Here is a 25,631-nt window from a genome sequence, read left to right as displayed (position 1 = left end):
TTCAGTTTTTAAAATAAGTATCAAAGTCGAGTTTATCACCTATGATCCTTTTAGGCGTTTTGTAGTCTTTAGAGAAAATACTCTTTTCAGGATTAAACGTTTTGAATCTTATGCCGTTTAAGTCAGAGAAACTATGCATAAAGTGTTTTATAGTGTATGGTCTGCTCAAATTAAATCCGATGGATTTCACTTTTTCGAATTCGGGATTCATCCATAAGAAAAAGGGGATTTCATACATGGATTTTGTTGGATTATCATCTATATGACCGGCAAAATCAATTTCAGTAAAGACTTCTTCTCCATGATCTGATAAATATAGCAAATAAGAAGGTTCCTCTAAAGATATCAATTTCTGATGCACTTTTTTTAAAAAATAATCATGGTAAACAATAGAATTATCATAAGCATTGGATAATTCATGAGCACGAGAATGATTAAAATTGGAAAAGCTTTGCCCTTTAAATTTGTTAAAAGAATCTGGATACCTATCAGAGTATTTCATATGTGTACCCAGAGGGTGTAAAACGATAAACTTCAAAGGGGCTTCATCCTCTAAAGCTTCTTCTAATAACGGAATCAAAACCTCATCGTAAGGCGTAATACTTCCATCTAATGCAGTATTTTTAATTTGATAAGTATCACTTGCAGAAGCTATTTTTGTGACTAAACTTTCATATTCTCCAATGGGCCTTTGATTTGATAACCAAAAAGTCTTAAAGCCAGCCTGATTCATTAATTGAATAATTGAAAAATCATTTTCGCTACTTAACCCATTTAATGTTAATACTTTTTCCAAAGAACCTATTGTAAAAGCATTAGGGCTTATAACATTATCATAAATCAGCAGATCACTTTTAATACTTTGAAGGTAAGGTGTCGTATTTCTGGAATAACCGTATATACTCAATCTATTTCTAGTAGTAGATTCGCCTAGAGTAAAAACATAAGTTGCTCTTTTGATACTATCATTAAATCTAAACCCTTCTATATCAACTTTTGGTCGATCTATATTAAAAGATTCAATTTTCTTATATTCTTCAATATATTCAGTGATGGATTTTAAAGTTAAATAGGCTAAATTATATTGTATAAATCCTGTTTGAAAAAGAAAAAAAACTGAAAAGATTATGATCAAGACCGGTGGAATCCTTCTTTTAAAAGTTGACCCGTACACTACTAAAATAGGTCTCCAAAGAAAAAATAAAACTATAAAAAACAGATATCCAATTATCATTATTAGAATTGCCGGATTCAGATAAAACTCAATGAATTCATTAGATTCTGCTAGATTAGTTTCAAGCAAAACATAAATGGAGGAAGCACTCAGGTTCGCTTTAAAAATAAAATAATAGATGGTTTCGATAAGACAACTAAGGCTCCAAAAAACAAAAAAAACATACTGAAAAATTCGTCCAAGCCAAGGTTTGAAAAGCAATGAGATAGAAACTAAAATTAGTAAAGCACAAAAGTTCTCTAAAGCATTACCTAGTACAACTCTATTCCAGCCAAAACTAAAACCCTGTATAAGCAGAGAAACTATTAAAGGTGTTAACCAAATAATATAATGCTTTAGATTAACCTTCATTCTCAATTTTTTTAAATTTTGAAATAGCTTTCACACCTACACTATAAGCTTTAATTTGTTCAAAAAAAGAAATATAATTATGTCTGAAAAGAAAAAACACATACTTCACTAACCACAAATACGTCCAGTTATTGTAAAGCATATATTTTTGGGCGGTAGTGGCTTCGATTGACTTTTCACTTTCAAGACAAGAGGCTGAAGTTTTCCCGGGATGAATCAACAGAGTTTCCGCGACATAAGCGGTCTTAAGGTTGTTTTGTAGGATAGCACTTTTAAAAAGTTGTTCCTCTCCTGAGGGAAATATCGACCCAAGTCCAAAACGCTCATCCATCCTAATACCAAAAGATATGACATCCCTTCTTTTAAAACTTATTTCCACTGAAGATAAAGGTCGCTTTGAAGATGTTAGATAACCTTCTCGTTTTGGATACAACTTAGCTAAGTTTCTGGCGGCATTCAAAAACTGAAAAGAAATTAATGTAGCTTCAGGGTAGTTCCTATACGCTTCATATATAGTTTCTTCGAATCCTTTAAGATAAATAATATCATCATCTGCAATTAGTAAAATTTCACCCACTGCATTTTCGATAGCCAGATTTCGACTTTTGCTTAAACCAAACTCCCTGGAATTTATCGCTCGAATCTTCGGATTGAAGGAAACCAGGTCTTCCTCATGTTGAGTCTGATTGATAATCAAAATCGAATACAGCGACGTATTTAAATCTGGAAACATTGAATCAAGAAAAGACAAATCTTTTCTGTTCATGGTTGAAATCAATATTTCTAAGTCTCGTTTCATGCTCTATGGAAAAATAAAGTCTTACTAAATATCGATAAAATAATTACGAAATAAATCAAGTAAGTCAATGCGTGCCCGATCACCACCCCTTCTAAACCGACTTCGGGTATAAAATATACTGCCGAAACATACAATCCTAAAGCTAAAAATAAATCGGTTAAAATATAATGCCACATCATCTTCTTAGCATGAAACTGGTAAACCATCACCAAGGCCAAAACTCTAAAAAAATCACCCAGCATTTGCCACAAAAACAAGTCTGCTGCCGGCAGAAATTCTTCTGAAAAAATTAAACGGACAATCAAATCTCTTAACAAGTAAACAACAATTAAACCTAAAACAAACAAGGGTAAAATCTGTTTGTAAAATGAAAAAATAATGTCTCTAAATCCTTTTTTAGTTTGAGCTTCAGCCAGTTTTGGAAGGATATATAAATTAAGCAGGGACAGCACAAACAGCAAATAATAATTGGATATTCTCATCATAGATTCCCAAAACCCAGCCTCCACTTCTCCCAGATTATTAATTATGAAATTCCTTATACCTAAAAATACCAGCGGGAAGCTTGCACTGGAAATCAGTGTCATAAAGGCAAACTGACCCAGATTCTTAAGCATGGGTGAAGAAAACTCACGTAAAGAAAAGGAATTGAGCCTACCAAAATAAACTCGAACATGGTGTAAGGTAAAAACAAGCATGACCGAGGGAACTAAAACTACAGAAAGAATGGCCCCTTTCAAATCCAAAGCAAAAACCAGAATGGCAAACAACAGAAAATTTAATAAATGAGACGCTATATTGATTTTAATGACCTTGCTGAATTCACTAAACCCTTTCAAAAAAGACATCAAATAGATATTCATCACATGAAGTGGCAAGACAAAAGCCATCACACGAATGATGAAAACAAAATCTCTAGAGCCAAAAATAAACGCGTTAATAAATTCAGAAAAGAAAAAAATAATGGCCATGACCAGGGTACAGGCTAGTATTCCAGACCATACCAGGGTAGATAAAAAGGAAGAAAAGGCTTTGGAATTTGATTTGTTTTCAGCTGAATACTTCACTGCTGCATTGGCTAAGCCTGCACTGGAAAATTTATGGAAAAGCTCAAGCGCATCTCTCATATTCCCTATGAATGCCAGGCCCTGAGGTCCAAGAAAAACAGCTGTAAGTTTAGAGACACCAAGTCCAGTCATCATTTTGATAACCACAGAGAAACTATTGAAGGAAGTCACCTTCAATAATGGGGATTGCTGGATTACGGTTTTGAAACGTTTTAGCACGCTATGAATTGATTGTTCAAAATCGAAATTACAATTTTTAAATAGAGTTTGTTTAAAAAACTAAACCCCACTAACTAAAAACAGCTTTATACATTTCTGCATAAAGCTGTTTTTTAAACTCGATAAAAAATGTTATTGAAAATAAAAACTATTAGGAGCTATTCCAACTGCCTTTTCGGTGAGAAGTTCACCGGTAATTGAATAGACAAAAACGCTTCCGTTGGAAGCAAAATCACCTGCGTCGCCAACATAAATCCGGTCATCATTAACTTCAAATCCATAGAATGAACCGAAGGTTGAAGTGCTTCCATAATCAAAAATGAATTCTGAAAAAAGTTCAGTTGCTGAGGTAGGTGAAGTATAGGCTGCTGTTCCTGAGGTATAGTAAAACTGGTCATTTTCAACTCTTAAGTTATTTACAGACTCTAAGCCTTCAGGTTTAGCGATTTGATTTTCAACCGTAAACGTGGAAGGATTTATTACTTTGACACCTTCAGAATCCAACGTATACAGGCTCTGATTATAAACTTGCATAGAATTAAGACCAGAACTCACCTGCAAGGTCTCAGTTATTGAGCTTGAAGCAATATTAAATTTAGAGATTTGATTTCCAAAACCAAATGCAGCGTTTTGGATAAATAAGTCATCGTTAAAACTAACTATATGCTCTGCTACAGCTCCCACAACGACAGTTTCTTCAACCTCTAAAGTTTCGATATCGATGATAGCGATAAAATCATCCTGATCTGAATCAAAAGCAGCCAGGTTGGTCACATAAGCCTTACCATTGTGAACTGTTCCGAATCTTGGAACACTAAGTCCCGCATCTACATTTCCTAGCAATTCAAAAGTATATCTATTCACAACGGTGATTAAATTGGAACCGTTGGCAATGATAAATGCTTTGTCATCATCAAAGAAAATAGATTGTAGAAATAACCCCAGCCCTGTATTAGGGTTAACCTCTTCAAATATAGAATTTGAGAGTTGTTGCAAGTCTGAGCTCAAAAAGGAAACCGAACCACCTGCGCTTCCACCTTCATTTAAGATAAGCGTTCCATCAAAATAATCTCCGTCTGGAATTACTGGTAGATTATCGTCGTCATCACTGCAAGAAATAAGGAATACTGATAGGACTAATAAAAATAACTTTGAATACGTGTTCATTGAATTTGGGTTTTAAAATTTGATTTGGGTTTGAATAAAAAAATGTCTGCCTGGCATAGGTCGATTTTCTTGAGTTTGGTAAGCCTCATCTCCGCTATTTCTAACCTGAGCGGAGAGTTTTAAATTTTGGAGCTTTGGAAATTCGTAGGATATCCCTGCGTTCCAAAGCAAATAATCCTGTAAAATGTCATCTGCAGAATTATCGGTTCTTGTAAAAACTTCGCCATTGTATAAATTTTGAAGATTCACTGAAAATCTGTCGATTTTATAAGTTAAACTTGTCGTCCATTTATGTTTGGGAACATAGGTAAGCTGATAACCTGTTTTTTTATTTTCTGAAATGGTATATGCATAAAGAGAGCTTAAGTTGAATGTATGCATTCCCCACTCCAACTGAGTAGAAAGATTCGCTTCCAGGCCGTAAGTTTCGACCTCGTCTACATTCTCGGGTTGCCAGATGTTGCTCGAATTGGGGACCCACCGAATAAGATTGGAGATGTCATTATAATAGCCTGTAAAAGACAACTGATGTTTGCTTTGAACATCAGATAAAACAACCGAAGCTTCTACCTGATTCGAAGTTTCAGGTCGTAAATCGGTTCTTCCGCTCCCTTCCCAATACAAATCATTAAACGTCGGTATTCTAAAATTTTTAGAGACATTGACTTTGGCAGTCAGCCTATCCGAAACCTCATAATTGAAGCCTGAACTGAATAAAAATGGGCTGTCATACACATCAGAATAGTCTTGTCGTAAACTTACTTCTGAGGTCAAATTTTTCCAGTGATGCTTGGCTAGAAATGCCAAACTTGCAATACTTCTACTTTCAGATAAGACATTGTTTCCGCTGGCACTGCTGTAATTAAATTCACTAAGCACATTAAAGTCGAAGGCTTTGTAAGAATAAAACAGACTGTAACGAGCTAAAGTAGTTTGTGCCCTTGCTCCTGTTGACCTTGATGTTCTGGAATCTGGGGTATATTGAAAGTACTCATCAAAAAAAGCAAGTTTTAACACTGAAGTCACTTCAGAAAACTCACTTTCCCATTCCAGAAGATGACGATGGTCTTCATTAAAATAACTGGAAGAGGGGTCTGACGGAAACAGGAGCGAGAAATTTCTATCACCGTTAAAATACATACTATGGTAAGTGATTCTATTGTTCTGATTCAGTTTTCTGGCCAGACTCAAATTGACATTATAATGCTCGAATGCACCATTTAAGTTTTGTCGAGATGTCCCAGGCCAGTCATAATCATTTTCAGAAGACAACCGAGATAAGGCAAAAGACAAACTCCATTTTTCATTGGATGTAGAAGCCTTAAGTAAATTTTGATAGGTTGAAAAACTACCCGCCCTAGCGCTTAAGATGGCATTGGTCTCCCCATCAAACCTCAATTCATTTTTGAGGTGGATGCTCCCTCCTATCGCTCCTGTTCCATAAATAACACTTCCACCGCCGGGCCTGACTGAAATTTCATCGAACCCATCCACGAGTAAGGTATTGAAATCGGTTTGTCCATTAAACTGGGAATTGATATTGAATCCATTCCAGACCACAGCCGTTTGCTGAGCAGTCGTTCCGCGAAAAGTAGGCGAAGAGACCATGCCATATCCATTTTGTTTGAAGAAAATAGGCGTGTTTTGCTCTAGAATATCAGTAAGCGTACCAGGCGAATCCTGTAATGTTGAGATGGATAATGTAAACAAAAGCTGTCCTGTAGAAAACCTATTGATTTGGCGATCTACAACAAACACTTCATCCAGTCTCTGGATGGAATCTAACTGTGCGAAACCCAGCGTTGTGCAAAGACACGCCATGACGCAAAAACTTATCGAATACTTCATACACCACTAGACCCTTATCCCGAAAGTCTTTGTTTAAAATTTACACATTGAGGCAGGTCTCCTGGCTTGCGTCTTTATTCAACCTTCCCATTCGCCATAGACGAACAGTGGTTACGAAGTTGAGGAACAAAGCATACGCACATGGCGTACTCAGCTTACAGTTGCGGGAACAGCTTCCGATTTAAACGAAATTCCCTTTTAATCTTCAAAAGTTGAAATAACCCTTGAGAACCAAAATGCATTACAAAAATAAACATTTCTTAAAGAAATTATTAGTATTCTGAATTTAATTTTGGAGAACTGAATTTTGAATAGAATACATTCAAAATAATTAATCATACTTTTGCTTAAAACTTTATCCGAATGAAGCCACTAGTCTGTTTTTTGATCGCCTTAAGCTTTTTTGCCTGCAAAAAAGCAGATAAATCGGTTAACGAAGACGAACATTATACTGAAGTTGAAATCAAATACGCCAATGGATTTTCTATCCATATCTACCCGAAATTCACCAAGCTTATCGTACACTCTCCCTGGCAAAACGCTGAAAAAGAATTAGTTTATTTACTTGTTGATAAGGATAAAGGCGTTCCAGAACATATAGCTTATGATGCGCTTATCCAGCTGCCCATAGAAAAACTAGTCACCACTTCTACAACTCATATACCATCGCTTATTACCTTAAATAAAATAGATAAACTCGTAGGTTTCCCTAATCTGGATTTCATTTCATCTGTAGAAGCCAGAACTTTAATCGATGCTGGAGAGGTGAAAGAGCTAGGAAAAAATGAAGCCCTCAATACTGAAATTTTACTTTCTGTAAAACCAGATGTTGTGTTTAGTTTTGCTATTGAAGGTCGGAATAAAACACTCAATCAAATCCAGAAATCTGGAATTCCTGTGGTTTATAACGGGGACTGGCTGGAAAAGGATGTGTTAGGCAAAGCAGAATGGATTAAGTTTTTTGGTGCTTTTTTGGGTGAATTAGAGCTTTCTGTTGAAACCTTTGAAAAAATTGAAGCTGATTATATCTCTTTGAAAGAAAAAGCTGAAAAAGCAAAGAAGAAACCTACAGTTATTTCTGGAGCCATGCACCAGGATCGCTGGTATTTACCTTATGGGTCGAGTTGGCAGGCTCAGTTATTTAACGACGCCAATGCTGATTATATATATAAAGATACCCAAGGTAAAGGTAGCGCTGCTTTTTCTTTTGAAACTATTTTAGAAGATGCAAAAGAGGCAGAATTTTGGATTTCTCCAGCTCAGTTTACTTCCTACTCACAACTTTTAGAAAGCAATATTCATTACCGGGAATTTGAGGCTTTTCAAGACAGAACTATTTATACCATGGCTTTAACGACTGGTGAAACCGGTGGAGTTCTTTTTTATGAACTAGGTCCAAACAGGCCAGATTTAGTACTGAAGGACCTTGTAAAAATATTTCACCCAGGACTTATAGAAAACGAAGCGTTTACCTTTTTTAAACCTTTTGAAAATTGAGTAAATCACTTTTAAATCATATTCTTTTACTTGTCCTGTTGTTCATAGGGATTATACTGAGTTTGTCTTTAGGCTCTGTTTCTATACCTTTTAAAGAGATTATAAAAAGTCTGCTAGCATTATCAGTTGAGAATTCCACCTGGGACTACATCATCGTCAATTATAGGTTACCCAAAACTATAACGGCTATTTTAATTGGTTCTGGACTGGCGGTAAGCGGCTTGTTGATGCAAACTCTATTTAGAAATCCATTAGCCGGGCCTTACGTTCTTGGTTTAAGCAGTGGCGCAAGCCTTGGCGTTGCGTTTTTGATTATGGGAGCAGGTCTGTTATCAGGCATATTAGGTGAATTTATCTTTTCCAAATGGGCTATTATTCTGGCTGCAAGTGGAGGAAGCCTTTTGGTCATGCTAGCGGTTTTGTCCACAGCACAGAGAGTTAAAGACACGATGACTTTACTCATCATTGGATTAATGGTAGCCAGTCTTACCTCAGCGGTAGTTAGTGTTTTGGCCTATTTCAGTAATTCTGATGATCTTCAGCTTTATATCTTTTGGTCTTTTGGAAGCTTGGGTAATTTATCCTGGCAGGAAGTTGGAATTTTAGCATCCTGCTGGTTCATTGGTCTTGGTTTTGCCATATTTTGTCTTAAAAATTTAAACGCCCTGCTCCTTGGAGAAAATTATGCTAAAAGCATGGGAGTTGAGTTAAAAAGCAACCGAATTTTAATTATTGTTTCTACGTCCATTCTGGCAGGAAGTGCCACCGCCTTTGCGGGACCAATAGCCTTTGTTGGCCTTGCTGTGCCTCATCTGGTGAGACAGCTTATCCCAACCAACGATCATCGAATTTTGTTGCCCAGCGTAATTTTAGGCGGGGCGATATTAATGTTGATTTGTGATGTCATTGCTCAACTCCCAGGAAATGAAAACACATTGCCTATCAATGCAGTAACTTCTATATTTGGTGCTCCGGTTGTCATTTGGCTACTTTTAAGAAAACGCAAACTCAATTTTTAAAAATGTCTACTGAACTTAATCCGGATAAAATTTTGCTTTCCACTTCTTCTTTAAGCATTGGCTACAAGGACAAAAGAGACGTGATTTCTGTTGCTGAAGCTATTAATTTTGAGATTAAAGCTGGTGAATTGGTCGCTTTAATAGGCATTAACGGTTCTGGAAAATCAACCTTATTAAAAACTATATCTGGACAAATTCCTTCTTTATCTGGAGATATAAAGATAAACCATCAATTATTGTCTGAGCTTCCGTTGAAAGATTTAGGTGCAGTTTTGAGTTTGGTTTTAACCAATGAGCACGTTTCAAAACAATTAACTGTCATGGAACTGGTAGCTTTAGGCAGACATCCTTACACCAATTGGCTGGGAAACTTAAGTCAGGAGGATCTTGAAAAAGTCAACCAGGCCTTAAGCCAAGTGGATTTAATTCAGAAAAAAGATAAATCATGCGAGTCCTTAAGCGATGGTCAGTTTCAAAAAGTACTGATCGCAAGAGCTTTAGCTCAGGACACAGCTCTAATCTTGATGGATGAACCCACTACACATCTAGACATGTTTCACAAAGCTTATGTTTTAAAACTTTTGAAATCCATCGTAAAAAACTCTCAAAAAAGCATTCTTTTTGCTTCTCATGAAATCAATTTGGCTCTTCAGTTATGTGACAAGATTATTCTAATCGACAATCATAAAGTAACGTATGGATCACCTTTAGAATTGATTCAAAAAGGAGCATTTGATGCTTTATTTCCTAAAGATTATATTGTTTTTGATGAACACTCCCGCACTTTCAAAATGAAAATCTCAGAAGATTAATCACGATCAAAAAGTTTTCTCATAACGAACACGTGGGGGAATGTGATGGCAGCAATAAAGGCAAAAAGCAGGGATAAGAAATTTTTGCTGTCTTTGAAAATCCAGACCACCACGCACATTCCAATAATCGAAGCCAACCAATACGGAAATGCTTTTTTGAAGTATTTGTAAAAGTTTTTTAAATCGAACGTACCATATAGAGAATTGACCTGATCTTTCAAAGACGGCAAACTGTGCCAAAGCACAAAATAAACTGCAAAACCCCAGACGACGTCGCTCACATAAAATAAGCCTGAAAACAAAATGAAGTAAAAAAGGTTGTGTAACGCTGAAGCTCTTAGAGCTTTATTATTTTTTGAAAGAATCAAGTATAAAATCAAACTCCCCAGCATTGAGAACAGAAGTACATAGAAAAGCACTTTTTCAGGAACGAGGTAACTTGTCATATCTTCAATAATCGCTATAACTTCACTACTATTAAAATAAAGCAGAAGAAATAAAACTAGCAACCCGTAACTCAGATAAAATAAGGAGGCCAAAATTGACTTTTGGTTAGATATTTTATGATGAAAGTGCTGTTCTCCAAAATGATATCCACTTATCAACACAAAAGCAAGCAAGGCAATAAACGGAATAAAATAAAATATGGCCACAAAAGTCAGCACTACCCCTAAATAAATAGATAACGATTTAACAAATTGGTTTTGTTTAGAGTTGCTGCTAAGATTTTCGATGACAAATAAGTCATTGGAACCATGTAAAATACCAAAACTAAAGATCCCTACTAAAGCCATAACATACTGAATTTCTTGAGAAAAGAGTTCAGGTACTGCTAGTGCCAAAAAAGTTAACACGATTATCGAACTGGAAAGATTATCCTTTATAAATTTCATATTCTACAAAAATAAATCAAAATATTTCTTAAAAGTAAAAATTAGTGTTCAATTTTTACATACATTTGATTAAACAAACTTAAACATTTTAATCTATGAGAACTTTTATGTATTTAATGGCCGACGTCTCAAAAATCGCAAATGACGATTATGTTGGTTTTACTTTTTTTGTAGGTAGTATGGCCATGATGGCCGCTTCTGCCTTTTTCTTTTTATCATTAAGTCAATTTGATAGAAAGTGGAGAACATCAGTTTTAGTATCTGGTTTAATTACTTTCATTGCTGCAGTACATTACTTCTACATGAGAGATTACTGGGATCAAGTTGGCGAATCACCAACGTTTTTCAGGTATGTAGACTGGGTATTAACCGTACCATTAATGTGCGTTGAATTCTTCTTAATCCTAAGAGTAGCAGGTGCTAAAGTAGGATTGATGTGGAAATTGATTTTCTGGTCTGTCGTGATGCTAGTAACAGGTTACATCGGTGAAGCTATTGCAATTGACAGCCCTACTATGCAATGGGTATGGGGACTTATCTCTGGTATTGCTTACTTTGTTATTGTTTACATTGTATGGTTCGGCGAAGCGAAAAAACTTGCTGTATCTGCTGGTGGACAAGTATTGAAAGCTCACAAAATTCTATGCTGGTTCGTATTAGTTGGTTGGGCAATTTACCCACTAGGATACATCTTAGGTACTGAAGGTGGACTTTTTGGACTACAACTTGTATCTGATATTGAATCTGCACAACAAGCTATGAATGTTGTTTACAACATAGGTGATGCTGTGAATAAGATTGGATTTGGATTAGTGATTTATTCTTTAGCAATAAATTCTACTTCTAAAGACTAAATGTTCATAACAATAATGTCTAAGCCGAATCTTTAATAGATTCGGCTTTTTTTGTTTAAACCAATAATTTAACTGAATAAAGCTTCGATTTCCTTATAACCAAGTTTCTGAGCATGATCCTTGGCAGTGTAACTATGCTGATCTTTAAGACCTACATCGGCGTTATGATCTATGAGCAACTTCACGACTTCCGGTTGATTGAAACTCACAGCATAAATCAATGCTGTTGCCCCTTTATTATTGGTGAGGTTAATGTCTGCGCCGTTTCTTAAAAGTTTCTCAGCCATTCCTACATTTCCTTTAAAACTCACGCCCATCAAAGCGGTGTTTCCTGTCACATCCTGAGCATCCACATCAGGATTAAACGCCAACAAATAATCGACAAGCTCTGTATTGTCCATGTAGGTTGCAAATAACAAAGCTGTAAAACCCCTTTCATCAGCTTGGTTAATCTGTTCAGGTTTTTGCTTCAAAATCTGTTTGACTTCTTCAACATCCTGATTCTTTACTGCATTTATTAGTTTCATTAGTTTACTATTTTTTTTCTGAAATTAAAAAAACTCACTTCGACTCTAAAAATTTACTATCCCTAAATAAAATACTGATATAAACGGCACAGATTCAATTTTAGGAATCGTGTTCAGGTAAGAATTTTTTAATATTTGATAGTTTAATAGCAGAATGGGAAGCGTGATGTAACACTTTTCCATCTTTAATAACTAATATTTGTGGTGACTGGTGCAATACCTGAAAACGCTTTGTGATTTCGTTGGACACGTCTCGATGCGCCAGGAGATCCAAATAAAGCATTTCGATATGATCGTTATTGAAATCAATCTCATTTTGAAACTGATGCCAGACCATATTGCTAATTCCACAGGTCACAGAATGTTTAAAAATTACCACCAGTTTCTCTTCTGAAAGTTTTTCGATTGCATCCAATTGAGAAAGCTCTTCCAAAGTTCGCCAGGTAAAGCCAGATGGCTTTATTTCACTATCCCGTTCTGTAGATTTAGTATTAAAAAGTTGATCAAAAAATCCCATATATATCTAGTTTTTGTATAAGTCGTTAGATAACCCAATAATTACAGTACATAAGTAAAGTTTAAAACTAAACAGTTACTTATATTCGCAAAGTTAAAATATCTAGAAATAGAATGAGTGAAATTGCAGAAAAGAGAATAGTTTCTAACAAAGAAATACAGTTCCTAAATAAAAAATATAAAACGTTAGGCGTCATAGATCGCATCAAAACTCTGTACGAAGATTTCGATCAAGCTGAAGTGATGGTTACCAGTTCTTTTGCAGCCACTTCTGCTTTTTTATTAAAACTTTTTTCTGAAGTTAATACTGACCAGATTATCTATTTTATAGATACAGGCTATCATTTTGATGAAACTTTAAGCTACAAAAAGCAACTTACCGAAACTTATAACTTAAAAGTAAAGTCTTTAAGTGCAATAAAGCATGAACATGAGTTTACAACCAAGGACAAAACCTGGTCTAAAAATCCAGATTTTTGCTGTTCCATCAATAAAGTCAAACCTCTGGAAGTCATTAAAAATAAATATACCGTATGGGTATCTGGTCTAATGGAGTGGCAAAGTGACCACCGAAATACATTGAATATTTTTGAACAAAGAGGAGAAATCTTAAAGTTTTATCCACTTCTGGATGTAAGTAAAGAAGAAAGGGATGATTTTATAAGAGAACACAAATTACCGTTTCATCCACTGGTAAGCAAAGGCTATAATTCAATTGGATGCAAACATTGCACAGTTCCAGGCGATGACAGAAACGGGCGTTGGAATAACAATCCCAAAACCGAATGCGGTTTACACCTATAATTTAAAAGATACTACTTTGTTTTACATAGTACTGTAACAATTTTAGTTTTCATTCGTCTTTACAATAGATATTAATCTTTAAAACGAATAATCATGGAAACTACAACAGAAAACACCGTACTTGAGTCAAGCAGAAAACCAGTTTCAAGAGCTTACAAATTAGAGCTAAAAACCACACGCTTAAAATACTGGAATAGCTTACGCCGCTATCACTCTTAGGAAGCCGTCTCAAAACTTAGCTCTTGTCACCCTGAACCTGGCTAACTGCAGTTTGTAGTAAGGTTTATTTCAAAATTTTAATAAAAAACCCTGAAACCAGTTCAGGGTGACAGAAAGCTTGAGACAGCTTTTATAATTTTTAAAACATCTGCTTAAAAAGATTGATGAGCAAAGCTAATTAGCTTTTTACAAAAACAACTTAGATTTAAAGTTCTTAAATGGATTTTTGAGCTTTCTATTTTTTTGAATTGAGCATCATGCACTATTTTGAATTGTAAGAGTATCATTAGGATAAATAATATTCATTGTATTCAATTTCAACAGCGGGATTGATTTTTCTTAAATAGTCAACAAAGGATTCATTGGTTTTTGGCGCAAAATAGATCTCTTTGCCATCATTATAAATGATAACTAAACCTTTTTTAGCTAAAGCAACTTTTTTACCATCCCAAGAGGTTTTATTCACGATAACTTTTTTGATTTCATTCTGAAGAATACTTCCATAAAAAGGACCAATTCTGTAGCTTATCTTTTTATGAGTTATTTTATAACTCGTATCCAAAAACATCCAGATTACCAATAGCCAAACTAGACCAACTATTGAGACAAAAACAAAGACATAGGTTTCTGAGAATTCTGTTATCAACAAATTTTCGCCAATCAATATACCAAAAAGGAGTGATAATAAACCAAAAATAAAATTAAACGTATTGTCTCTGCGACTTCTGAATTTCATCTTAACTTATCTAATAAAAACAGGTTCACTATTCTTTTGTGTATGTTCTTCAGAAAAGTGATAATCTTCATAAGTGAAGCTTTTAATGCCTTCCAAAGTTTCGACTTCATGGTCTATAATATACCTTACCATAAGCCCTCTGGCTTTTTTAGCATAAAAACTGATGATTTTCAACTTGCCGTTTTTAAAATCTTTAAACACAGGTGAAATGATTTCTGCTTTTAGCTTTTTAGAATTCACTGCTTTAAAATACTCCTGACTTGCTAAATTGACAAAAAGTTCGCCTTCTTTTAACTCTGAATTGAGTTGAGAAGTCACTTTTTCCTGCCAAAGCTCATACAAATTGTCATTAGACTCTATGGCTAGCTTGGTTCCCATTTCCAGTCTGTAAGGCTGGATAAGGTCTAAAGGTCTGAGCACACCATACATACCTGACAGAATCCGCAGTGAATTTTGCAGATTTTCAATTTTATCTTTTGGAATTGAATATGCATCTATCCCAGAATAAACATCACCGTCAAACATATAAATGGATGGTCTTGAATTTTTAGGTGTATGCTTTTCATCAAAACTCTGGTATCTTCCATAATTAAGATCAGCTAGCTTATCGCTTATACTCATAAGTTCAGCGATTTCATCTTTGGTCATTCTAGCCAGTTTGCGGTTAATTTGCGCGGCAGTTTCCTCAAAAACAGGCTTGGTATATTGGTCTGTTGGAAGTTGGTCTTCTTGATTGAGTGACTTGGCAGGAGATACTATAAATTTCATTTTTTATTTTAAAAGTAAAGGAAATTGACCAAGTAAAATATATCCTTAACTAATTATTTAAAATAACAGTATTAGATTCACTTATCCTAAATGTTCTCCTTACTATTTTTAGCATAATTTCTCCAGCGCTCGACACAATCTGATATATCTGAAGGGACTTCAGAATCAAATTCCATCCATTCTTTTGTGACCGGATGTTCGAAGGCTAGAGTTTTCGCATGAAGAGCTTGACGTGGAAGAATTTTGAAACAATTATCTACAAACTGCTTGTATTTTGTAAACGTGGTTCCTTTCAAAATCTTATCACCTCCATAGCGCTCATCATTAAATAAAGTATGGCCGATATATTTAAGGTGAACACGAATCTGATGGGTTCTGCCTGTTTCCAACTGACAGGAAATCAGGGTTACATAGCCTAAACGCTCAATAACTTTATAATGCGTTACGGCTGGTTTTCCCTGTTCAGCTTCATCCCCTAAATGAACGATATTTTGAAGTCTGTTTTTAGGATTTCTCCCAATATTTCCTTCAATTGTTCCCTCTTCATCATTCATATTCCCCCATACCAGTGCTACATACTCCCGCTTACTGGTTTTATGAAAAAATTGATTGGTGAGGTAAGCCATAGCAGACTCGGTTTTAGCAATTACCAAGAGTCCGCTTGTATCTTTATCGATTCGGTGAACCAAACCGGGTCGATCACTGCTGTTGTTTGGCAGATTATCAAAATGATAAATCAAGGCATTGATAAGTGTTCCTGAATAATTACCATGACCAGGATGAACCACCATTCCGGCTGGTTTGTTGACCACTAACAGCGAATCATCTTCATAAACAATGTCCAAAGGAATGTCTTCTGGGGTAAGTAAATTTTCATAAGGTGGATAGGCTAATAAAACTTTCACCTCATCCCCTGCTTTCACTTTATAATTTTGCTTTACCGCCACACCATTAACGTATATATTTCCGTCTTTGGCCGCCTGCTGAACTTTATTACGGGTGGCATTTTCGATGAAATTCATCAAAAACATGTCTACACGCAGCGGCTCCTGACCCTTGGTTGCTGTAAAACTATGATGTTCGTAGAGATCATCATTCTCATCTAAATTATCTTGTGCTTGCATGGTATTTTAATTTGGAACTTAATAAGGATTGACCGCGAAAAAACCTAAAGGCTTCCGTCACCTACTACTAAGTCTATGGTACTCGTTTTGGGAAGCTTATCTCCCGCTTCTAAGGTTTCCCCTTTATGTCTCAATTCCAGGATCGCTCCTTTAGCGATATCTCGTTTTTCAATAATTTCACCTATTTGAAAACCTAAAGCTATTAAAGTTGGCTCAACCTGACGTCTTGTTTTTCTGATTAGATTTTTAGGTATTTCGACATTAATATAGCCAGAGGGATTAAGTGTAAGATAGATTTTACGGTTCTCCTTAACTTGTTTCCCTGGTTTTGGAACTTGATCCAAAACTGAATATGGAGGATAATTAGGGTTGAAATTGGCCGAATCTAAAATTTCACGTCTCAAGTTCATTTCCTCCAATTTTTTATCGACAATGTCCAGTTGAAATTTTGACAAATCAGGAACTGCGATAGTTTCATTATGATTGGTAGTAATATCCAGGTATTTAAGCGCTCCAAAAACTAAAGCAACTAAAACTAAGGCTGCCAGAATTAACTGGAGCAAAAAAACTTTACTAAAAATAAATTTGAAGAATTTCATAAAAAAATATTTACAAATATAGGTTATGCGGAAGCTAGAATAAAATTAACGCGGTGAATTCTGAAAAATTATAGTTTACCCATTTTCTGCAGGACAAAAAGAACTACAATCGGAATCGCAAGTAGAATTACCATCAACAAATGCTCCTGTAACACCCAGGGAGAAAGCAATAATGTGATAAAATAACCTCCCATGGCACCCCCAAAATGAGCATCATGGCCTACATTATCTCTTCTGGCTTTCATCGCCCAGATGGAATAAAACAAATAGCCTATACCAAACACATAGGCAGGAATTGGGATGATAAAAAACAAACCTAACATCATATCAGGCTGGAGCAAAATAGCAGCATATAATACCCCTACAACTGCTCCACTTGCTCCAACAGCTGTATAATTGTTTTCGTCTTTATGGAATTGAAGTGAAAGTAAGTTTCCCAAAATCAAACTTCCAAAATACACTAACAGAAACCCAACAGTTCCAACAAAATTCACCACACTGGAAGCAAAAAAGTACAAAGTCAACATGTTGACAAAGAGGTGTGTCGTGTCCACATGAAGAAAAGCAGAACTGAATATTCTTATTTTATCACCTGCTTTAATGGAAGATACTTCAAATTTATAGCGATTAAAAAAGTCATAATCGTTAAATCCCTTAAAGGACATCAACACATTTGCTGCTATAATTATAATTACTACTAAATCAAGTCCACCCATAATTTTAGAATCTCAAAACGCCAAATATACCTATCTTTGCACAAAATTAGGCTTAATGCAATTACTGATTTATGTTTTAGTGTATCCATTTTTATGGCTTATCTCAATACTTCCTTTTAAACTTATCTACCTTTTATCAGACATCGTTTATGTTTTGGTGTATAACCTATTTGCCTACCGCAAAAAAGTAGTCATTGAAAATCTAAGACTTGCATTCCCGGACTATTCAAAGTCACAACATGAAGCTATCGCCAAGAAGTTTTATAAGCATTTATGTGATATGGTATTTGAATCGATAAAGTCGATTTCAATATCAAAAGAAGAAGCCGAAAAGCGTTTCCAGTTTGAAGGGTTATCCATTTTTACAGATTTAGAACAAAAAAATAAAAGCGCTATATTGATCTTAGGACATTATGGAAATTGGGAATGGATTTTTGTTTTACAAGAATTCATCAATCATAAAGGTTATGGAGTTTACAAACAACTCAAGAACAAATATTTTGATAGGTTAGTCCGAAATATCAGGGCCAAATATGATTCTTACCTGATCACCACAAAAGAAACAGTCAATAGACTGGATGAAGTTAATGCGAGAGGAGAACTGACAGCTAGTGGTTTTATATCGGACCAATCTCCTAAAATTGATAAAGCTTTTCATTGGCAGGACTTTATGGGTGTGAATGTTCCTGTGTATACAGGCGCAGAAATGTTAGCTAAAAAACTAGATCATGCTGTGGTTTTCGTGAAGATTTCTAAAGTAAAACGCGGCTATTACAAATGCGTATTTGAACTTATAACCGATGAGCCCAAAGCCATTCCAGATTACCAAATTACAGATCATTTCCTAACACTGCTTGAGAAACAAATTCGCGAGGAACCTGCTTACTATTTGTGGACGCACAAGCGCTGGAAGCATAGAAAAATTAAATAAATCACCCCGAACAGATTCTTCCGGGTGATTTATTTAGGCTTTCATTTTTGTTTCAATCGGATCTTTATTTTTGTGTTTTTTTAATCAAAATGAAATACTCTACTTTATGATTTATTTACTCAACTCTTCTAGTTCAGTGATAAAGCGTTTTGCTAAAGCATCTGCTTCTTCCTGACTTTTAGCTTCCGTATAAATTCTGACAATTGGTTCGGTATTTGATTTTCTCAAATGAACCCAATTCGTTTCAAAATCGATTTTGACACCGTCAATTGTTGTTATGTCTTCTTCTTTATAGTTTTCCTGAATTTTATTCAGAAGAGCGTCCACATTCAGCTCTGGGGTGAGTTCAATTTTTTCTTTCGCCATAAAGTATGACGTGTAGGTTTGTCTAAGTTCAGAAACCTTTATTTGTTTTTCGGAAAGTAAACTTAGAAACAAAGCTACACCCACCAAACTATCTCTTCCATAATGCAGTTCAGGATAAATAATGCCTCCATTTCCTTCGCCACCGATAACAGCATTCACTTCTTTCATTTTGGCGACAACGTTCACTTCACCTACAGCGCTTGCAAAATACTTGCAACCGTGTTTTTCTGTCACATCACGTAAAGCACGTGATGAGGACAGATTGCTTACTGTTGCTCCCTTTTTACGACTCAAAACATAATCAGCTATGCTCACTAAAGTGTACTCTTCGCCAAACATTTCACCTTTTTCATCCACAAAAGCCAATCTGTCCACATCGGGATCTACAGCAATACCGAAATCAGCATTTTCCTCTTTTACTCTATGAGATAGCTCTGTCAGATGCTTTGCCAGCGGTTCCGGATTATGCGGAAAATGACCGTTTGGTTCACAGTAAAGTCTCACAACTTCCACTCCCAGCATTTCCAAAAGCGGTGGAATAGAAATACCTCCAGTTGAATTTACGGCATCCACCACCACTTTAATTTTCGCATCCTTAATTTGGTCTACGTCCACCAGTTCTAAATTTAAAACTTCTTCAATATGAAGATCGATATAAGCATTGTGATATGTGATTTTACCCAAATCGTCTACATCAGAAAATTCAAAATCTTCTTTTTCTACAAAATTCAGAATTTGCAGTCCTTCTTCAGCATTTAAAAACTCGCCGTCTTTATTCAAAAGTTTTAAGGCATTCCATTGTTTTGGATTATGACTTGCGGTAAGAATTATACCGCCGTCTGCATTTTCCATAGTTACCGCCATTTCTACAGTTGGGGTGGTGGAAAGCTCAAGATCGACCACATGAATTCCCATTCCAGACAGGGTTTGCATAACTAATGATTGAACCATGTCGCCAGAAATTCTGGCATCCCTGCCTACGACTACCTTATAGTGCTCTTTGTTTCTTTGGGTTTTTATCCATTGGCCATAGGCAGCTGAAAATTTCACCACGTCAAGCGGTGTAAGATTGTCTCCTACTTGCCCGCCAATGGTGCCTCGAATTCCAGATATAGATTTGATAAGTGTCATAAATTAAAATTTAGATGAAATTTTTGTGGTGTAAAGATACAAGTCCAGAGATTTAACTCATAAATAATTTGCTAAAACTGCTTAATAATCTATTTTAGAGCTATGAATTACTTGGCTCATATATTTCTTTCTGGCAATGATGACTTCCTAAAACTAGGAAACTTCATGGCAGATGAAATAAAAGGCAAGTCCTATAAAACTTATCCACGGGAAATCCAGAAAGGGATTTTACTGCATCGAGCTATTGATGACTTTACAGATCACCACCCTTTGGTCTCTAAAGGGGCTCATCGTTTTTTTGAGGAGCTCAGACATTATAACAGCGTTGTTATCGATATGATTTACGATCATATACTGGCAAAACGCTGGAATGAATATTCTGATGTAGAATTGACTGTGTTTGCTGAAGAATTCTATCTTTTGCTTGAAAATAATCAACACTTACTACCTCAAAAAATAAGCAAAGTTGTTCCTTATATGATTGAACATAACTGGTTATTGAGCTACTCTAAACTTGAAGATTTGAAAAGTATTCTCAAACAAATGAATCACAAAACTAAACATGAAACCCAACTCCATAAAGGGGTCGATATTTATCTGGCTCATCAGGCTGATTTTGATCTGGAATTCACCGGGTTTTTTGAGGATATCAGAAAGTTTTGCACATCAAAAATTAAACAACTGAATCAGGATTTATGAAACGTTTTTTGAAAATAATTAAAGTCACAGGAATAGTGGTTTTAAGTCTTATTCTAATACTTATTATCACAGGATTTTTTATATCTGAAGATTTACCAAATGGTAAAAAAGGACCAGAGGCTGACCAACTTGCACAACAAATTTTGAATGAATTGAATTACGAAGCTTTTGAAAAAACAAAAATCATAAGCTGGACTTTTGCAGGTGTTCATTCTTATGAATGGCATAAACACAAAAACTACGTCATTGTCAGTTCTGATGATTATAAGGTGAAACTTGATTTGAATGATTATGACCAAAGTGAGGTCATTTCTTCTAAAGATTTAGATTACGAAAACCTGATAGAAACTTCCATAAGAAATTTTAACAACGATTCTTACTGGCTTATAGCTCCCTATAAAATCATGGAAGATTCTGTGGAAAGAAGACTTGTGAAAAAGGACGGAAAAAAAAGTTTATTGATCACCTTTATTTCCGGTGGTACAACTCCCGGTGATTCTTATTTATGGGAAGTAGATGAAAATCACAGACCTACTTCTTTTCAAATGTGGGTTTCAATTATTCCTATAGGTGGAATTCAGGCTAAATGGAAAGACTGGGTCGAAACCCAGTCTGGTATGATCTTATCCACTAAAAAATCAGTGTTTGGAATTCCAATAGAAATTACAAATTTGAAGACTTCTCTTTAGGCAAACGCTATAAAAGCGGACATTACAAGCATAAGAAATGCTGGTAACGAGCGTTTAATCGGGTCACTTATTTTTATATGCATAGCAATAGCACCTATCATAAGAATTCCCATTCCTACTGCACCAATAAAACCAAGATTGTAACCATCCTGAAAAATGCTTATGATTAGCAATGTTGCAAATCCAAGTTTTAAAAATCCAATGATAGGCACAAACCAGGTTGGAAGTCCATATTTAGCAAACTCATCATTCATGCTTCCGGCCCCTGCTCCTCGCCATTCAGTTTGCTTATTGAACCTTAGTAACCAGACGTTTAGAATTCCAAGTGTGATTACAATTTTAAAAATTAAAATTAGAGTATCCATAATTAATTGTTTTGTTAAATATCCAAAAAATAATTAAGGATACATATACTCTAACATTATTTTAATCAGAAAATTTATTTACTGTCCTAGTTCGCCAATAAGTTTCCCGAAACTCCCTGACATGGAGGTCATGTCCAAGTTCTGAGCAGATTGAGTAATCTGATAGATGCCATTTGCATTTACATCATTTCCTCGCATTCTCAGAAGTAATAATCCAAGTTCAGAATCATAGCCAAAGAAGATCATCTCATCAATCTTTTCTTCTGAACCAACAAACAGTAATCGTGCTTCTCTATCACCACTACTGAAGTTGAGTAAAGATTGGTAATCTGGCTGGTTGAGAATACTTCTTAATTCTTCACGCTCTTCCTCAAGAATAGGCTCCCCTTTCTTCTTAGTCAAAGCCAGTAAATTTATTTTATCAATTTTCTGTAAGCTACTTTTTTCTTCTGAAGATAAATTTTCTAGATTTTGAAATAGAATATTTGTAGGGACACTGGCGGAAATAAATTCAGCAGAATTTTCTTTTTTAACCAGATATTCCTGAAGACTGGGCTTTGAATTGCAGGCCACAAGTGTCGCCAATACAAATACGATAAGAATGATCTTTTTCATGTCTATTGGTCTTTAAGTTTATCCAAAGATTTACCTCCGGGAATATTCATTTGACTGGTTAACTTCGAAATATTTTTTAAATCAATATTTCCGTTGATGACCATCAGTACAGATTGTGTATCTGTGGCTTCAGATGAATTGACAAACATCAAAAGTTGATTGACAAAGTCATCTGATTTTCCTGGTTTGATGTAGAAATTCACAGTCTTGCCTTCACTGTTCACCCGCATCAACTCCTCTAGATTACTTTTTGATTTCAACGTATTAAAATCGGACTGAAGTTGTTTACCGTATTCAAGGCTTTCTGTTGTATAAATCTTGATATCATCAAGATTTTCAACCAGGTCTAAGTAAGCTTTTACATCTTTATCGCTACTGTCTAAGTCCAGTTTACTCATAAGCCTAAACATGCCTTTGTTTACCACTATAGAAGTGATTTCTCTCACATTGTCATACTTACTAAAATCCTGAGCATTCGTAGCAGTTGCGCTCAAAAGGGCGATGGTCATTATAAGACCCATTAATTTAATTTGTTTCATAGCTTTATTTTATTAAGTTATTTTTTTGCTGGCTGAATACTTCTACATATTCCAATTTTTCAAGACCCTCATTCATGTTAATCGATATAAGATTGAGTGCATTTTGAGTCGTTTCAAAAGCAAGTCTTGCTTCTTCCAATTTTTGTTGATTTTCATAATAGTCATAAAACCAAACCCCACCTAAAACAATACAAATGCTTGCTGCTATATTGATCCAGAAATAGCGAGATGATTTTTTTTCAATTGCTGCCTCACCTTTAAATTGAACATTGGATTCCTTTTCAAAAAATTTAAAAAGACTAGCATAGGCTTCAAAATCACTATCGTAATTTCCAGATGAAAAGTACATTTTCAGCTCTTGCTCTTGTTCTAAAGTGGTTTCCCCTTCTTCATATAAACTGAGCAGTTGATTGATATATTTTTTATCGAATTCCATAGTCTGCAGTTTTTTTCAATTCACTTATAATTTTTTTTCTTGCTCTGGAAAGAGCAACTCTCACCGATGTAGAGTTCATGTTCATAATCTCTTCTATTTCTTTGTTTGTAAATTGCTCAATATCTCTCAACTGAATAACCGCTCTTTGTTGTTCTGGCAATTCATTGATAAACTTAGCCACCAAACTCACTTCATCTCTTGCTTCTATCTCGGAAGACAAACAGGAACTCGGTGCTGAATAGTTACTGTGTACAAGCTCTAAGGTTTTATTATGCTTGGATTTCAAGACATCGTAACACAGGTTTTTTGTTGTAGTCATAGCATAAGCTTCAATATTATTGATGTCTTCAAGTTGACCTCTTAATCTCCACAATTTCAATAATACTTCCTGTGTGGCATCCTTAGCAGCGTCTTCAGAAGATAAAAGACGACGTGAAAACCTGAAGATTTTACCTTCCAGAGGGATAACGTGCTGAGAATAAAATTCAGAAGTCATAAACAACCTATTTTAATGAAGACGACACAACAAAGGATTTGTTACATCTTCACACTTCTATTTAAATTTTGATTATTTTTATCAAAATTTATTTTGATGAAACTATTGAGACTTTTCTTTTTAATAAGCATATCACTATCCGTATTCGTTTCATGTCAGGATGATATCGATGATAATATTACAAATATTAATGAATTAGCCAATCAAGAAGATATAAAAGACTTCATCTGGAAAGCCATGAATATTTTTTATGTCTACAAAAGTGACGCCCCAGACTTAGCAGACGACAGGTTTGAAAACACACAGGAGTATATCAGTTTTCTGTCCAGCGTAGATTCCCCTGTCAACTTTTTCTATTCCTTATTGGCAGTGCAGGACAGGTTTAGTTTTATCGTTTCAGACTTTGTGACGCTAGAACAAAATTTAGACGGGATTTCTTTGGCCAACGGTATGGAATTTGGACTTATAAGATTTATTGATACTGAAACGGTTTTCGGTTACGTGAGATACGTGGTTCCCGGCTCTCCAGCAGACGTTGCCGGAATTGAGAGAGGAGTTATTTTCAACAGAGTTGATGGGATAACTTTCACCCCTGAAACCGATTTTAATTTGCTTCTATCCCAATCTAGCTATACGATAGGATTAGCTGAATTTCAGGGAGGTGACTTGGTAGGCTTGGATCAAGAAGTAAGTTTAACTAAAATTCAACTTACTGAAAACCCTATTCATGAACACAAAATTCTTGATGTGAATGGTCAAAAAGTTGGGTATCTGATGTATAACAACTTCAGAACACCTTTCAATTCTGAACTCAATTCTGTTTTTGCCGATTTTTCTGCTGAAGGAATCACAGATTTAGTTCTTGACTTAAGATATAATTCTGGTGGCAGCATCGAAACTGCCAAAGATTTATCCAGCATGATCACTGGTCAATTCAACGGCCAGATTTTTGCAAAACAGATTTTCAACGAAAATTTTGATGCCGAAAATTTAATTTTTGATGATCAAATCTCTACAGATGAACCTATTAATAGTCTTAACCTAACCAGGGTTTATGTATTGACTACAGGCTCTTCCGCTTCTGCTAGCGAACTGGTGATTAATGCTTTAAATCCTTATATCGATGTTATACAAATCGGCACAAATACAGCAGGAAAATTTGAAGGATCAGTTACCTTATATGACTCCCCCAATTTTTCAAGAAGTAATGTAAGCCTGGAGCATACTTACGCTGTACAGCCTTTGATTTTAAAAATAGCCAATAAAGATGGTTTTACCGGATTTTTTGATGGGCTTGAGCCAGATATTGAACAGTCTGAAATTTTTTCAAGCCTTGGTAACCTGGGAGACCCACAAGAAACCTTGCTCAATAGAGCTTTGCGGGAAATAAGTCCTGGTTTTGAACGTCCTTCATTTCAAGAAAAAAAGCCATTATTTTCTTCCAAACTGATAGGAGAAAGCCAAATGGAATCTCCTGCTTTTCAAAGAATGTATGTTGACCCTAATTCTATTCCATTTTGAATGACACCCCAAAAATTTAAAAGATAAAATCCTTCAATAGCCAATCTGCAATTGAATAAAAAACGCTTTCTTAT

General features: G+C 35.3%; 29 protein-coding genes and 1 riboswitch. Of the genes, 10 read left to right on the top strand and 19 right to left on the bottom strand.

Annotated features, from left to right (window positions below; translation table 11 throughout):
• Position 1 precedes the first annotated feature (1 nt).
• The 5 genes from LB450_RS00415 to LB450_RS00395 all read right to left on the bottom strand — a co-directional run bounded on the left by LB450_RS00415 (position 2) and on the right by LB450_RS00395 (position 6,658).
• Positions 2–1,585, bottom strand: coding sequence for a sulfatase-like hydrolase/transferase (locus LB450_RS00415; RefSeq protein WP_224485840.1), 1,584 nt, complete (start codon positions 1,583–1,585; stop codon positions 2–4).
• Entirely contained in the window at positions 1,575–2,384 is an 810-nt protein-coding gene (locus LB450_RS00410) for a glycosyltransferase family A protein (RefSeq protein ID WP_224485839.1), read from the bottom strand. The genes LB450_RS00415 and LB450_RS00410 overlap by 11 nt, the downstream gene beginning before the upstream one ends.
• Positions 2,381–3,670 carry an O-antigen translocase gene (locus tag LB450_RS00405; RefSeq protein ID WP_224485838.1) on the bottom strand — a complete coding sequence of 430 codons (1,290 nt, stop codon included), beginning with the start codon at positions 3,668–3,670 and terminating at the stop codon, positions 2,381–2,383. Before LB450_RS00405 ends, LB450_RS00410 begins: the two co-directional genes overlap by 4 nt.
• Before the next feature lie 132 nt (positions 3,671–3,802).
• The gene (locus tag LB450_RS00400; protein WP_224485837.1) at positions 3,803–4,837 is read right to left on the bottom strand and encodes a YncE family protein; all 1,035 of its coding nucleotides are present in this window, start codon (positions 4,835–4,837) and stop codon (positions 3,803–3,805) included.
• A 12-nt stretch (positions 4,838–4,849) separates the two neighbouring features.
• Positions 4,850–6,658: a TonB-dependent receptor gene (locus tag LB450_RS00395; RefSeq protein WP_224485836.1), complete on the bottom strand. Its 1,809-nt coding sequence runs from the start codon at positions 6,656–6,658 to the stop codon at positions 4,850–4,852.
• A gap of 61 nt (positions 6,659–6,719) precedes the next feature.
• Positions 6,720–6,936, bottom strand: a riboswitch (cobalamin riboswitch).
• A gap of 112 nt (positions 6,937–7,048) precedes the next feature.
• Here LB450_RS00395 and LB450_RS00390 point away from each other — a divergent pair.
• The 3 genes from LB450_RS00390 to LB450_RS00380 are packed head-to-tail and all read left to right on the top strand — an operon-like array spanning position 7,049 to position 10,013.
• Entirely contained in the window at positions 7,049–8,182 is a 1,134-nt protein-coding gene (locus LB450_RS00390; RefSeq protein WP_224485835.1) for an ABC transporter substrate-binding protein, read from the top strand.
• The gene (locus LB450_RS00385; protein WP_224485834.1) at positions 8,179–9,201 is read left to right on the top strand and encodes a FecCD family ABC transporter permease; all 1,023 of its coding nucleotides are present in this window, start codon (positions 8,179–8,181) and stop codon (positions 9,199–9,201) included. Before LB450_RS00390 ends, LB450_RS00385 begins: the two co-directional genes overlap by 4 nt.
• A gap of 2 nt (positions 9,202–9,203) precedes the next feature.
• Complete coding sequence (locus LB450_RS00380) at positions 9,204–10,013, top strand: ABC transporter ATP-binding protein (RefSeq protein WP_224485833.1); 810 nt, start codon at positions 9,204–9,206, stop codon at positions 10,011–10,013.
• Here the strand turns inward: LB450_RS00380 and LB450_RS00375 are convergent.
• Positions 10,010–10,906 carry a Brp/Blh family beta-carotene 15,15'-dioxygenase gene (locus LB450_RS00375; RefSeq protein ID WP_224485832.1) on the bottom strand — a complete coding sequence of 299 codons (897 nt, stop codon included), beginning with the start codon at positions 10,904–10,906 and terminating at the stop codon, positions 10,010–10,012. The two genes, LB450_RS00380 and LB450_RS00375, sit on opposite strands and share 4 nt — an antisense overlap.
• 95 nt (positions 10,907–11,001) lie before the next feature.
• Here LB450_RS00375 and LB450_RS00370 point away from each other — a divergent pair, with 95 nt between their 5' ends.
• A complete protein-coding gene (locus tag LB450_RS00370; RefSeq protein WP_224485831.1) occupies positions 11,002–11,760 on the top strand; it encodes a bacteriorhodopsin-like in 759 nt (252 codons plus the stop codon).
• Positions 11,761–11,828: 68 nt separating this feature from the next.
• Here the strand turns inward: LB450_RS00370 and LB450_RS00365 are convergent, their stop codons facing one another.
• The gene (locus LB450_RS00365) at positions 11,829–12,287 is read right to left on the bottom strand and encodes an ankyrin repeat domain-containing protein (protein WP_224485830.1); all 459 of its coding nucleotides are present in this window, start codon (positions 12,285–12,287) and stop codon (positions 11,829–11,831) included.
• A 100-nt stretch (positions 12,288–12,387) separates the two neighbouring features.
• Positions 12,388–12,804 (bottom strand): bacillithiol system redox-active protein YtxJ, encoded by a 417-nt coding sequence (ytxJ, locus tag LB450_RS00360; protein ID WP_224485829.1) that lies wholly within the window; start codon positions 12,802–12,804, stop codon positions 12,388–12,390.
• 113 nt (positions 12,805–12,917) lie between these two features.
• Here ytxJ and LB450_RS00355 point away from each other — a divergent pair, with 113 nt between their 5' ends.
• Together LB450_RS00355 and LB450_RS13665 are read left to right on the top strand one after the other, a co-directional pair.
• Positions 12,918–13,607 carry a phosphoadenylyl-sulfate reductase gene (locus LB450_RS00355; protein WP_224485828.1) on the top strand — a complete coding sequence of 230 codons (690 nt, stop codon included), beginning with the start codon at positions 12,918–12,920 and terminating at the stop codon, positions 13,605–13,607.
• Positions 13,608–13,700: 93 nt separating this feature from the next.
• Positions 13,701–13,826 (top strand): hypothetical protein, encoded by a 126-nt coding sequence (locus LB450_RS13665; RefSeq protein WP_262902664.1) that lies wholly within the window; start codon positions 13,701–13,703, stop codon positions 13,824–13,826.
• A 286-nt stretch (positions 13,827–14,112) separates the two neighbouring features.
• On the opposite strand, the gene LB450_RS00350 is transcribed toward LB450_RS13665, so the two are convergent.
• From LB450_RS00350 to LB450_RS00330, 5 genes are all read right to left on the bottom strand, one after another.
• Positions 14,113–14,562, bottom strand: a complete 450-nt coding sequence (locus tag LB450_RS00350; RefSeq protein WP_224485827.1) for a PH domain-containing protein — start codon at positions 14,560–14,562, stop codon at positions 14,113–14,115.
• 6 nt (positions 14,563–14,568) lie between these two features.
• A complete protein-coding gene (gene yaaA, locus LB450_RS00345; RefSeq protein WP_224485826.1) occupies positions 14,569–15,330 on the bottom strand; it encodes a peroxide stress protein YaaA in 762 nt (253 codons plus the stop codon).
• Positions 15,331–15,416: 86 nt separating this feature from the next.
• Positions 15,417–16,454 carry an RluA family pseudouridine synthase gene (locus LB450_RS00340; protein WP_224485825.1) on the bottom strand — a complete coding sequence of 346 codons (1,038 nt, stop codon included), beginning with the start codon at positions 16,452–16,454 and terminating at the stop codon, positions 15,417–15,419.
• 44 nt (positions 16,455–16,498) lie between these two features.
• A complete protein-coding gene (locus tag LB450_RS00335) occupies positions 16,499–17,053 on the bottom strand; it encodes a PASTA domain-containing protein (protein ID WP_224485824.1) in 555 nt (184 codons plus the stop codon).
• Positions 17,054–17,121: 68 nt separating this feature from the next.
• Positions 17,122–17,769: a rhomboid family intramembrane serine protease gene (locus LB450_RS00330; protein WP_224485823.1), complete on the bottom strand. Its 648-nt coding sequence runs from the start codon at positions 17,767–17,769 to the stop codon at positions 17,122–17,124.
• A gap of 55 nt (positions 17,770–17,824) precedes the next feature.
• On the opposite strand from LB450_RS00330, the gene LB450_RS00325 reads away from it, so the two are divergent.
• Entirely contained in the window at positions 17,825–18,700 is an 876-nt protein-coding gene (locus LB450_RS00325; protein WP_224485822.1) for a lysophospholipid acyltransferase family protein, read from the top strand.
• Between the two features lie 111 nt (positions 18,701–18,811).
• Here LB450_RS00325 and glmM read toward each other — a convergent pair whose 3' ends face one another.
• The gene (gene glmM / locus LB450_RS00320; RefSeq protein ID WP_224485821.1) at positions 18,812–20,197 is read right to left on the bottom strand and encodes a phosphoglucosamine mutase; all 1,386 of its coding nucleotides are present in this window, start codon (positions 20,195–20,197) and stop codon (positions 18,812–18,814) included.
• Positions 20,198–20,299: 102 nt separating this feature from the next.
• On the opposite strand from glmM, the gene LB450_RS00315 reads away from it, so the two are divergent.
• The gene (locus tag LB450_RS00315; protein ID WP_456095401.1) at positions 20,300–20,896 is read left to right on the top strand and encodes an acyl carrier protein phosphodiesterase; all 597 of its coding nucleotides are present in this window, start codon (positions 20,300–20,302) and stop codon (positions 20,894–20,896) included.
• Positions 20,893–21,585, top strand: coding sequence for a hypothetical protein (locus tag LB450_RS00310; RefSeq protein ID WP_224485819.1), 693 nt, complete (start codon positions 20,893–20,895; stop codon positions 21,583–21,585). The genes LB450_RS00315 and LB450_RS00310 overlap by 4 nt, the downstream gene beginning before the upstream one ends.
• Here the strand turns inward: LB450_RS00310 and LB450_RS00305 are convergent.
• The 5 genes from LB450_RS00305 to LB450_RS00285 form a co-directional block, all read right to left on the bottom strand.
• Positions 21,582–21,950 (bottom strand): DoxX family protein, encoded by a 369-nt coding sequence (locus LB450_RS00305; protein ID WP_224485818.1) that lies wholly within the window; start codon positions 21,948–21,950, stop codon positions 21,582–21,584. The genes LB450_RS00310 and LB450_RS00305 overlap by 4 nt on opposite strands.
• Positions 21,951–22,028: 78 nt before the next feature.
• A complete protein-coding gene (locus tag LB450_RS00300) occupies positions 22,029–22,565 on the bottom strand; it encodes a DUF4252 domain-containing protein (RefSeq protein WP_224485817.1) in 537 nt (178 codons plus the stop codon).
• Between the two features lie 2 nt (positions 22,566–22,567).
• On the bottom strand, positions 22,568–23,104 hold the full coding sequence (locus tag LB450_RS00295) for a DUF4252 domain-containing protein (RefSeq protein WP_224485816.1): 537 nt from the start codon (positions 23,102–23,104) through the stop codon (positions 22,568–22,570).
• Between the two features lie 4 nt (positions 23,105–23,108).
• Positions 23,109–23,540: a hypothetical protein gene (locus LB450_RS00290; RefSeq protein ID WP_224485815.1), complete on the bottom strand. Its 432-nt coding sequence runs from the start codon at positions 23,538–23,540 to the stop codon at positions 23,109–23,111.
• Positions 23,527–24,036, bottom strand: a complete 510-nt coding sequence (locus LB450_RS00285) for an RNA polymerase sigma factor (protein WP_224485814.1) — start codon at positions 24,034–24,036, stop codon at positions 23,527–23,529. Before LB450_RS00285 ends, LB450_RS00290 begins: the two co-directional genes overlap by 14 nt.
• 96 nt (positions 24,037–24,132) lie before the next feature.
• Here LB450_RS00285 and LB450_RS00280 point away from each other — a divergent pair, with 96 nt between their 5' ends.
• Entirely contained in the window at positions 24,133–25,557 is a 1,425-nt protein-coding gene (locus LB450_RS00280; protein WP_224485813.1) for a S41 family peptidase, read from the top strand.
• The last annotated feature ends 74 nt before the right edge of the window (positions 25,558–25,631 follow it).

Origin of the sequence: Psychroflexus curvus (assembly GCF_020164585.1) — a bacterium.
Lineage (GTDB): Bacteria > Bacteroidota > Bacteroidia > Flavobacteriales > Flavobacteriaceae > Psychroflexus > Psychroflexus curvus.
This window is presented reverse-complemented; position numbering and strand designations above follow the sequence as displayed.

Bases quoted from the DNA above. Each gene is read 5' to 3' on its own strand.
- yaaA (WP_224485826.1), bottom strand. From the start codon at position 15,330: ATGAAATTTATAGTATCTCCTGCCAAGTCACTCAATCAAGAAGACCAA.
- LB450_RS00340 (WP_224485825.1), bottom strand. From the start codon at position 16,454: ATGCAAGCACAAGATAATTTAGATGAGAATGATGATCTCTACGAACAT.
- LB450_RS00390 (WP_224485835.1), top strand. From the start codon at position 7,049: ATGAAGCCACTAGTCTGTTTTTTGATCGCCTTAAGCTTTTTTGCCTGC.
- LB450_RS13665 (WP_262902664.1), top strand. From the start codon at position 13,701: ATGGAAACTACAACAGAAAACACCGTACTTGAGTCAAGCAGAAAACCA.
- LB450_RS00330 (WP_224485823.1), bottom strand. From the start codon at position 17,769: ATGGGTGGACTTGATTTAGTAGTAATTATAATTATAGCAGCAAATGTG.
- LB450_RS00325 (WP_224485822.1), top strand. From the start codon at position 17,825: ATGCAATTACTGATTTATGTTTTAGTGTATCCATTTTTATGGCTTATC.
- ytxJ (WP_224485829.1), bottom strand. From the start codon at position 12,804: ATGGGATTTTTTGATCAACTTTTTAATACTAAATCTACAGAACGGGAT.
- LB450_RS00350 (WP_224485827.1), bottom strand. From the start codon at position 14,562: ATGAAATTCAGAAGTCGCAGAGACAATACGTTTAATTTTATTTTTGGT.
- LB450_RS00365 (WP_224485830.1), bottom strand. From the start codon at position 12,287: ATGAAACTAATAAATGCAGTAAAGAATCAGGATGTTGAAGAAGTCAAA.
- LB450_RS00410 (WP_224485839.1), bottom strand. From the start codon at position 2,384: ATGAAACGAGACTTAGAAATATTGATTTCAACCATGAACAGAAAAGAT.
- LB450_RS00315 (WP_456095401.1), top strand. From the start codon at position 20,300: ATGAATTACTTGGCTCATATATTTCTTTCTGGCAATGATGACTTCCTA.
- LB450_RS00290 (WP_224485815.1), bottom strand. From the start codon at position 23,540: ATGGAATTCGATAAAAAATATATCAATCAACTGCTCAGTTTATATGAA.
- LB450_RS00370 (WP_224485831.1), top strand. From the start codon at position 11,002: ATGAGAACTTTTATGTATTTAATGGCCGACGTCTCAAAAATCGCAAAT.
- LB450_RS00355 (WP_224485828.1), top strand. From the start codon at position 12,918: ATGAGTGAAATTGCAGAAAAGAGAATAGTTTCTAACAAAGAAATACAG.
- LB450_RS00335 (WP_224485824.1), bottom strand. From the start codon at position 17,053: ATGAAATTCTTCAAATTTATTTTTAGTAAAGTTTTTTTGCTCCAGTTA.
- LB450_RS00400 (WP_224485837.1), bottom strand. From the start codon at position 4,837: ATGAACACGTATTCAAAGTTATTTTTATTAGTCCTATCAGTATTCCTT.
- LB450_RS00295 (WP_224485816.1), bottom strand. From the start codon at position 23,104: ATGAAACAAATTAAATTAATGGGTCTTATAATGACCATCGCCCTTTTG.
- glmM (WP_224485821.1), bottom strand. From the start codon at position 20,197: ATGACACTTATCAAATCTATATCTGGAATTCGAGGCACCATTGGCGGG.
- LB450_RS00375 (WP_224485832.1), bottom strand. From the start codon at position 10,906: ATGAAATTTATAAAGGATAATCTTTCCAGTTCGATAATCGTGTTAACT.
- LB450_RS00305 (WP_224485818.1), bottom strand. From the start codon at position 21,950: ATGGATACTCTAATTTTAATTTTTAAAATTGTAATCACACTTGGAATT.
- LB450_RS00300 (WP_224485817.1), bottom strand. From the start codon at position 22,565: ATGAAAAAGATCATTCTTATCGTATTTGTATTGGCGACACTTGTGGCC.
- LB450_RS00280 (WP_224485813.1), top strand. From the start codon at position 24,133: ATGAAACTATTGAGACTTTTCTTTTTAATAAGCATATCACTATCCGTA.
- LB450_RS00415 (WP_224485840.1), bottom strand. From the start codon at position 1,585: ATGAAGGTTAATCTAAAGCATTATATTATTTGGTTAACACCTTTAATA.
- LB450_RS00310 (WP_224485819.1), top strand. From the start codon at position 20,893: ATGAAACGTTTTTTGAAAATAATTAAAGTCACAGGAATAGTGGTTTTA.
- LB450_RS00380 (WP_224485833.1), top strand. From the start codon at position 9,204: ATGTCTACTGAACTTAATCCGGATAAAATTTTGCTTTCCACTTCTTCT.
- LB450_RS00395 (WP_224485836.1), bottom strand. From the start codon at position 6,658: ATGGCGTGTCTTTGCACAACGCTGGGTTTCGCACAGTTAGATTCCATC.
- LB450_RS00285 (WP_224485814.1), bottom strand. From the start codon at position 24,036: ATGACTTCTGAATTTTATTCTCAGCACGTTATCCCTCTGGAAGGTAAA.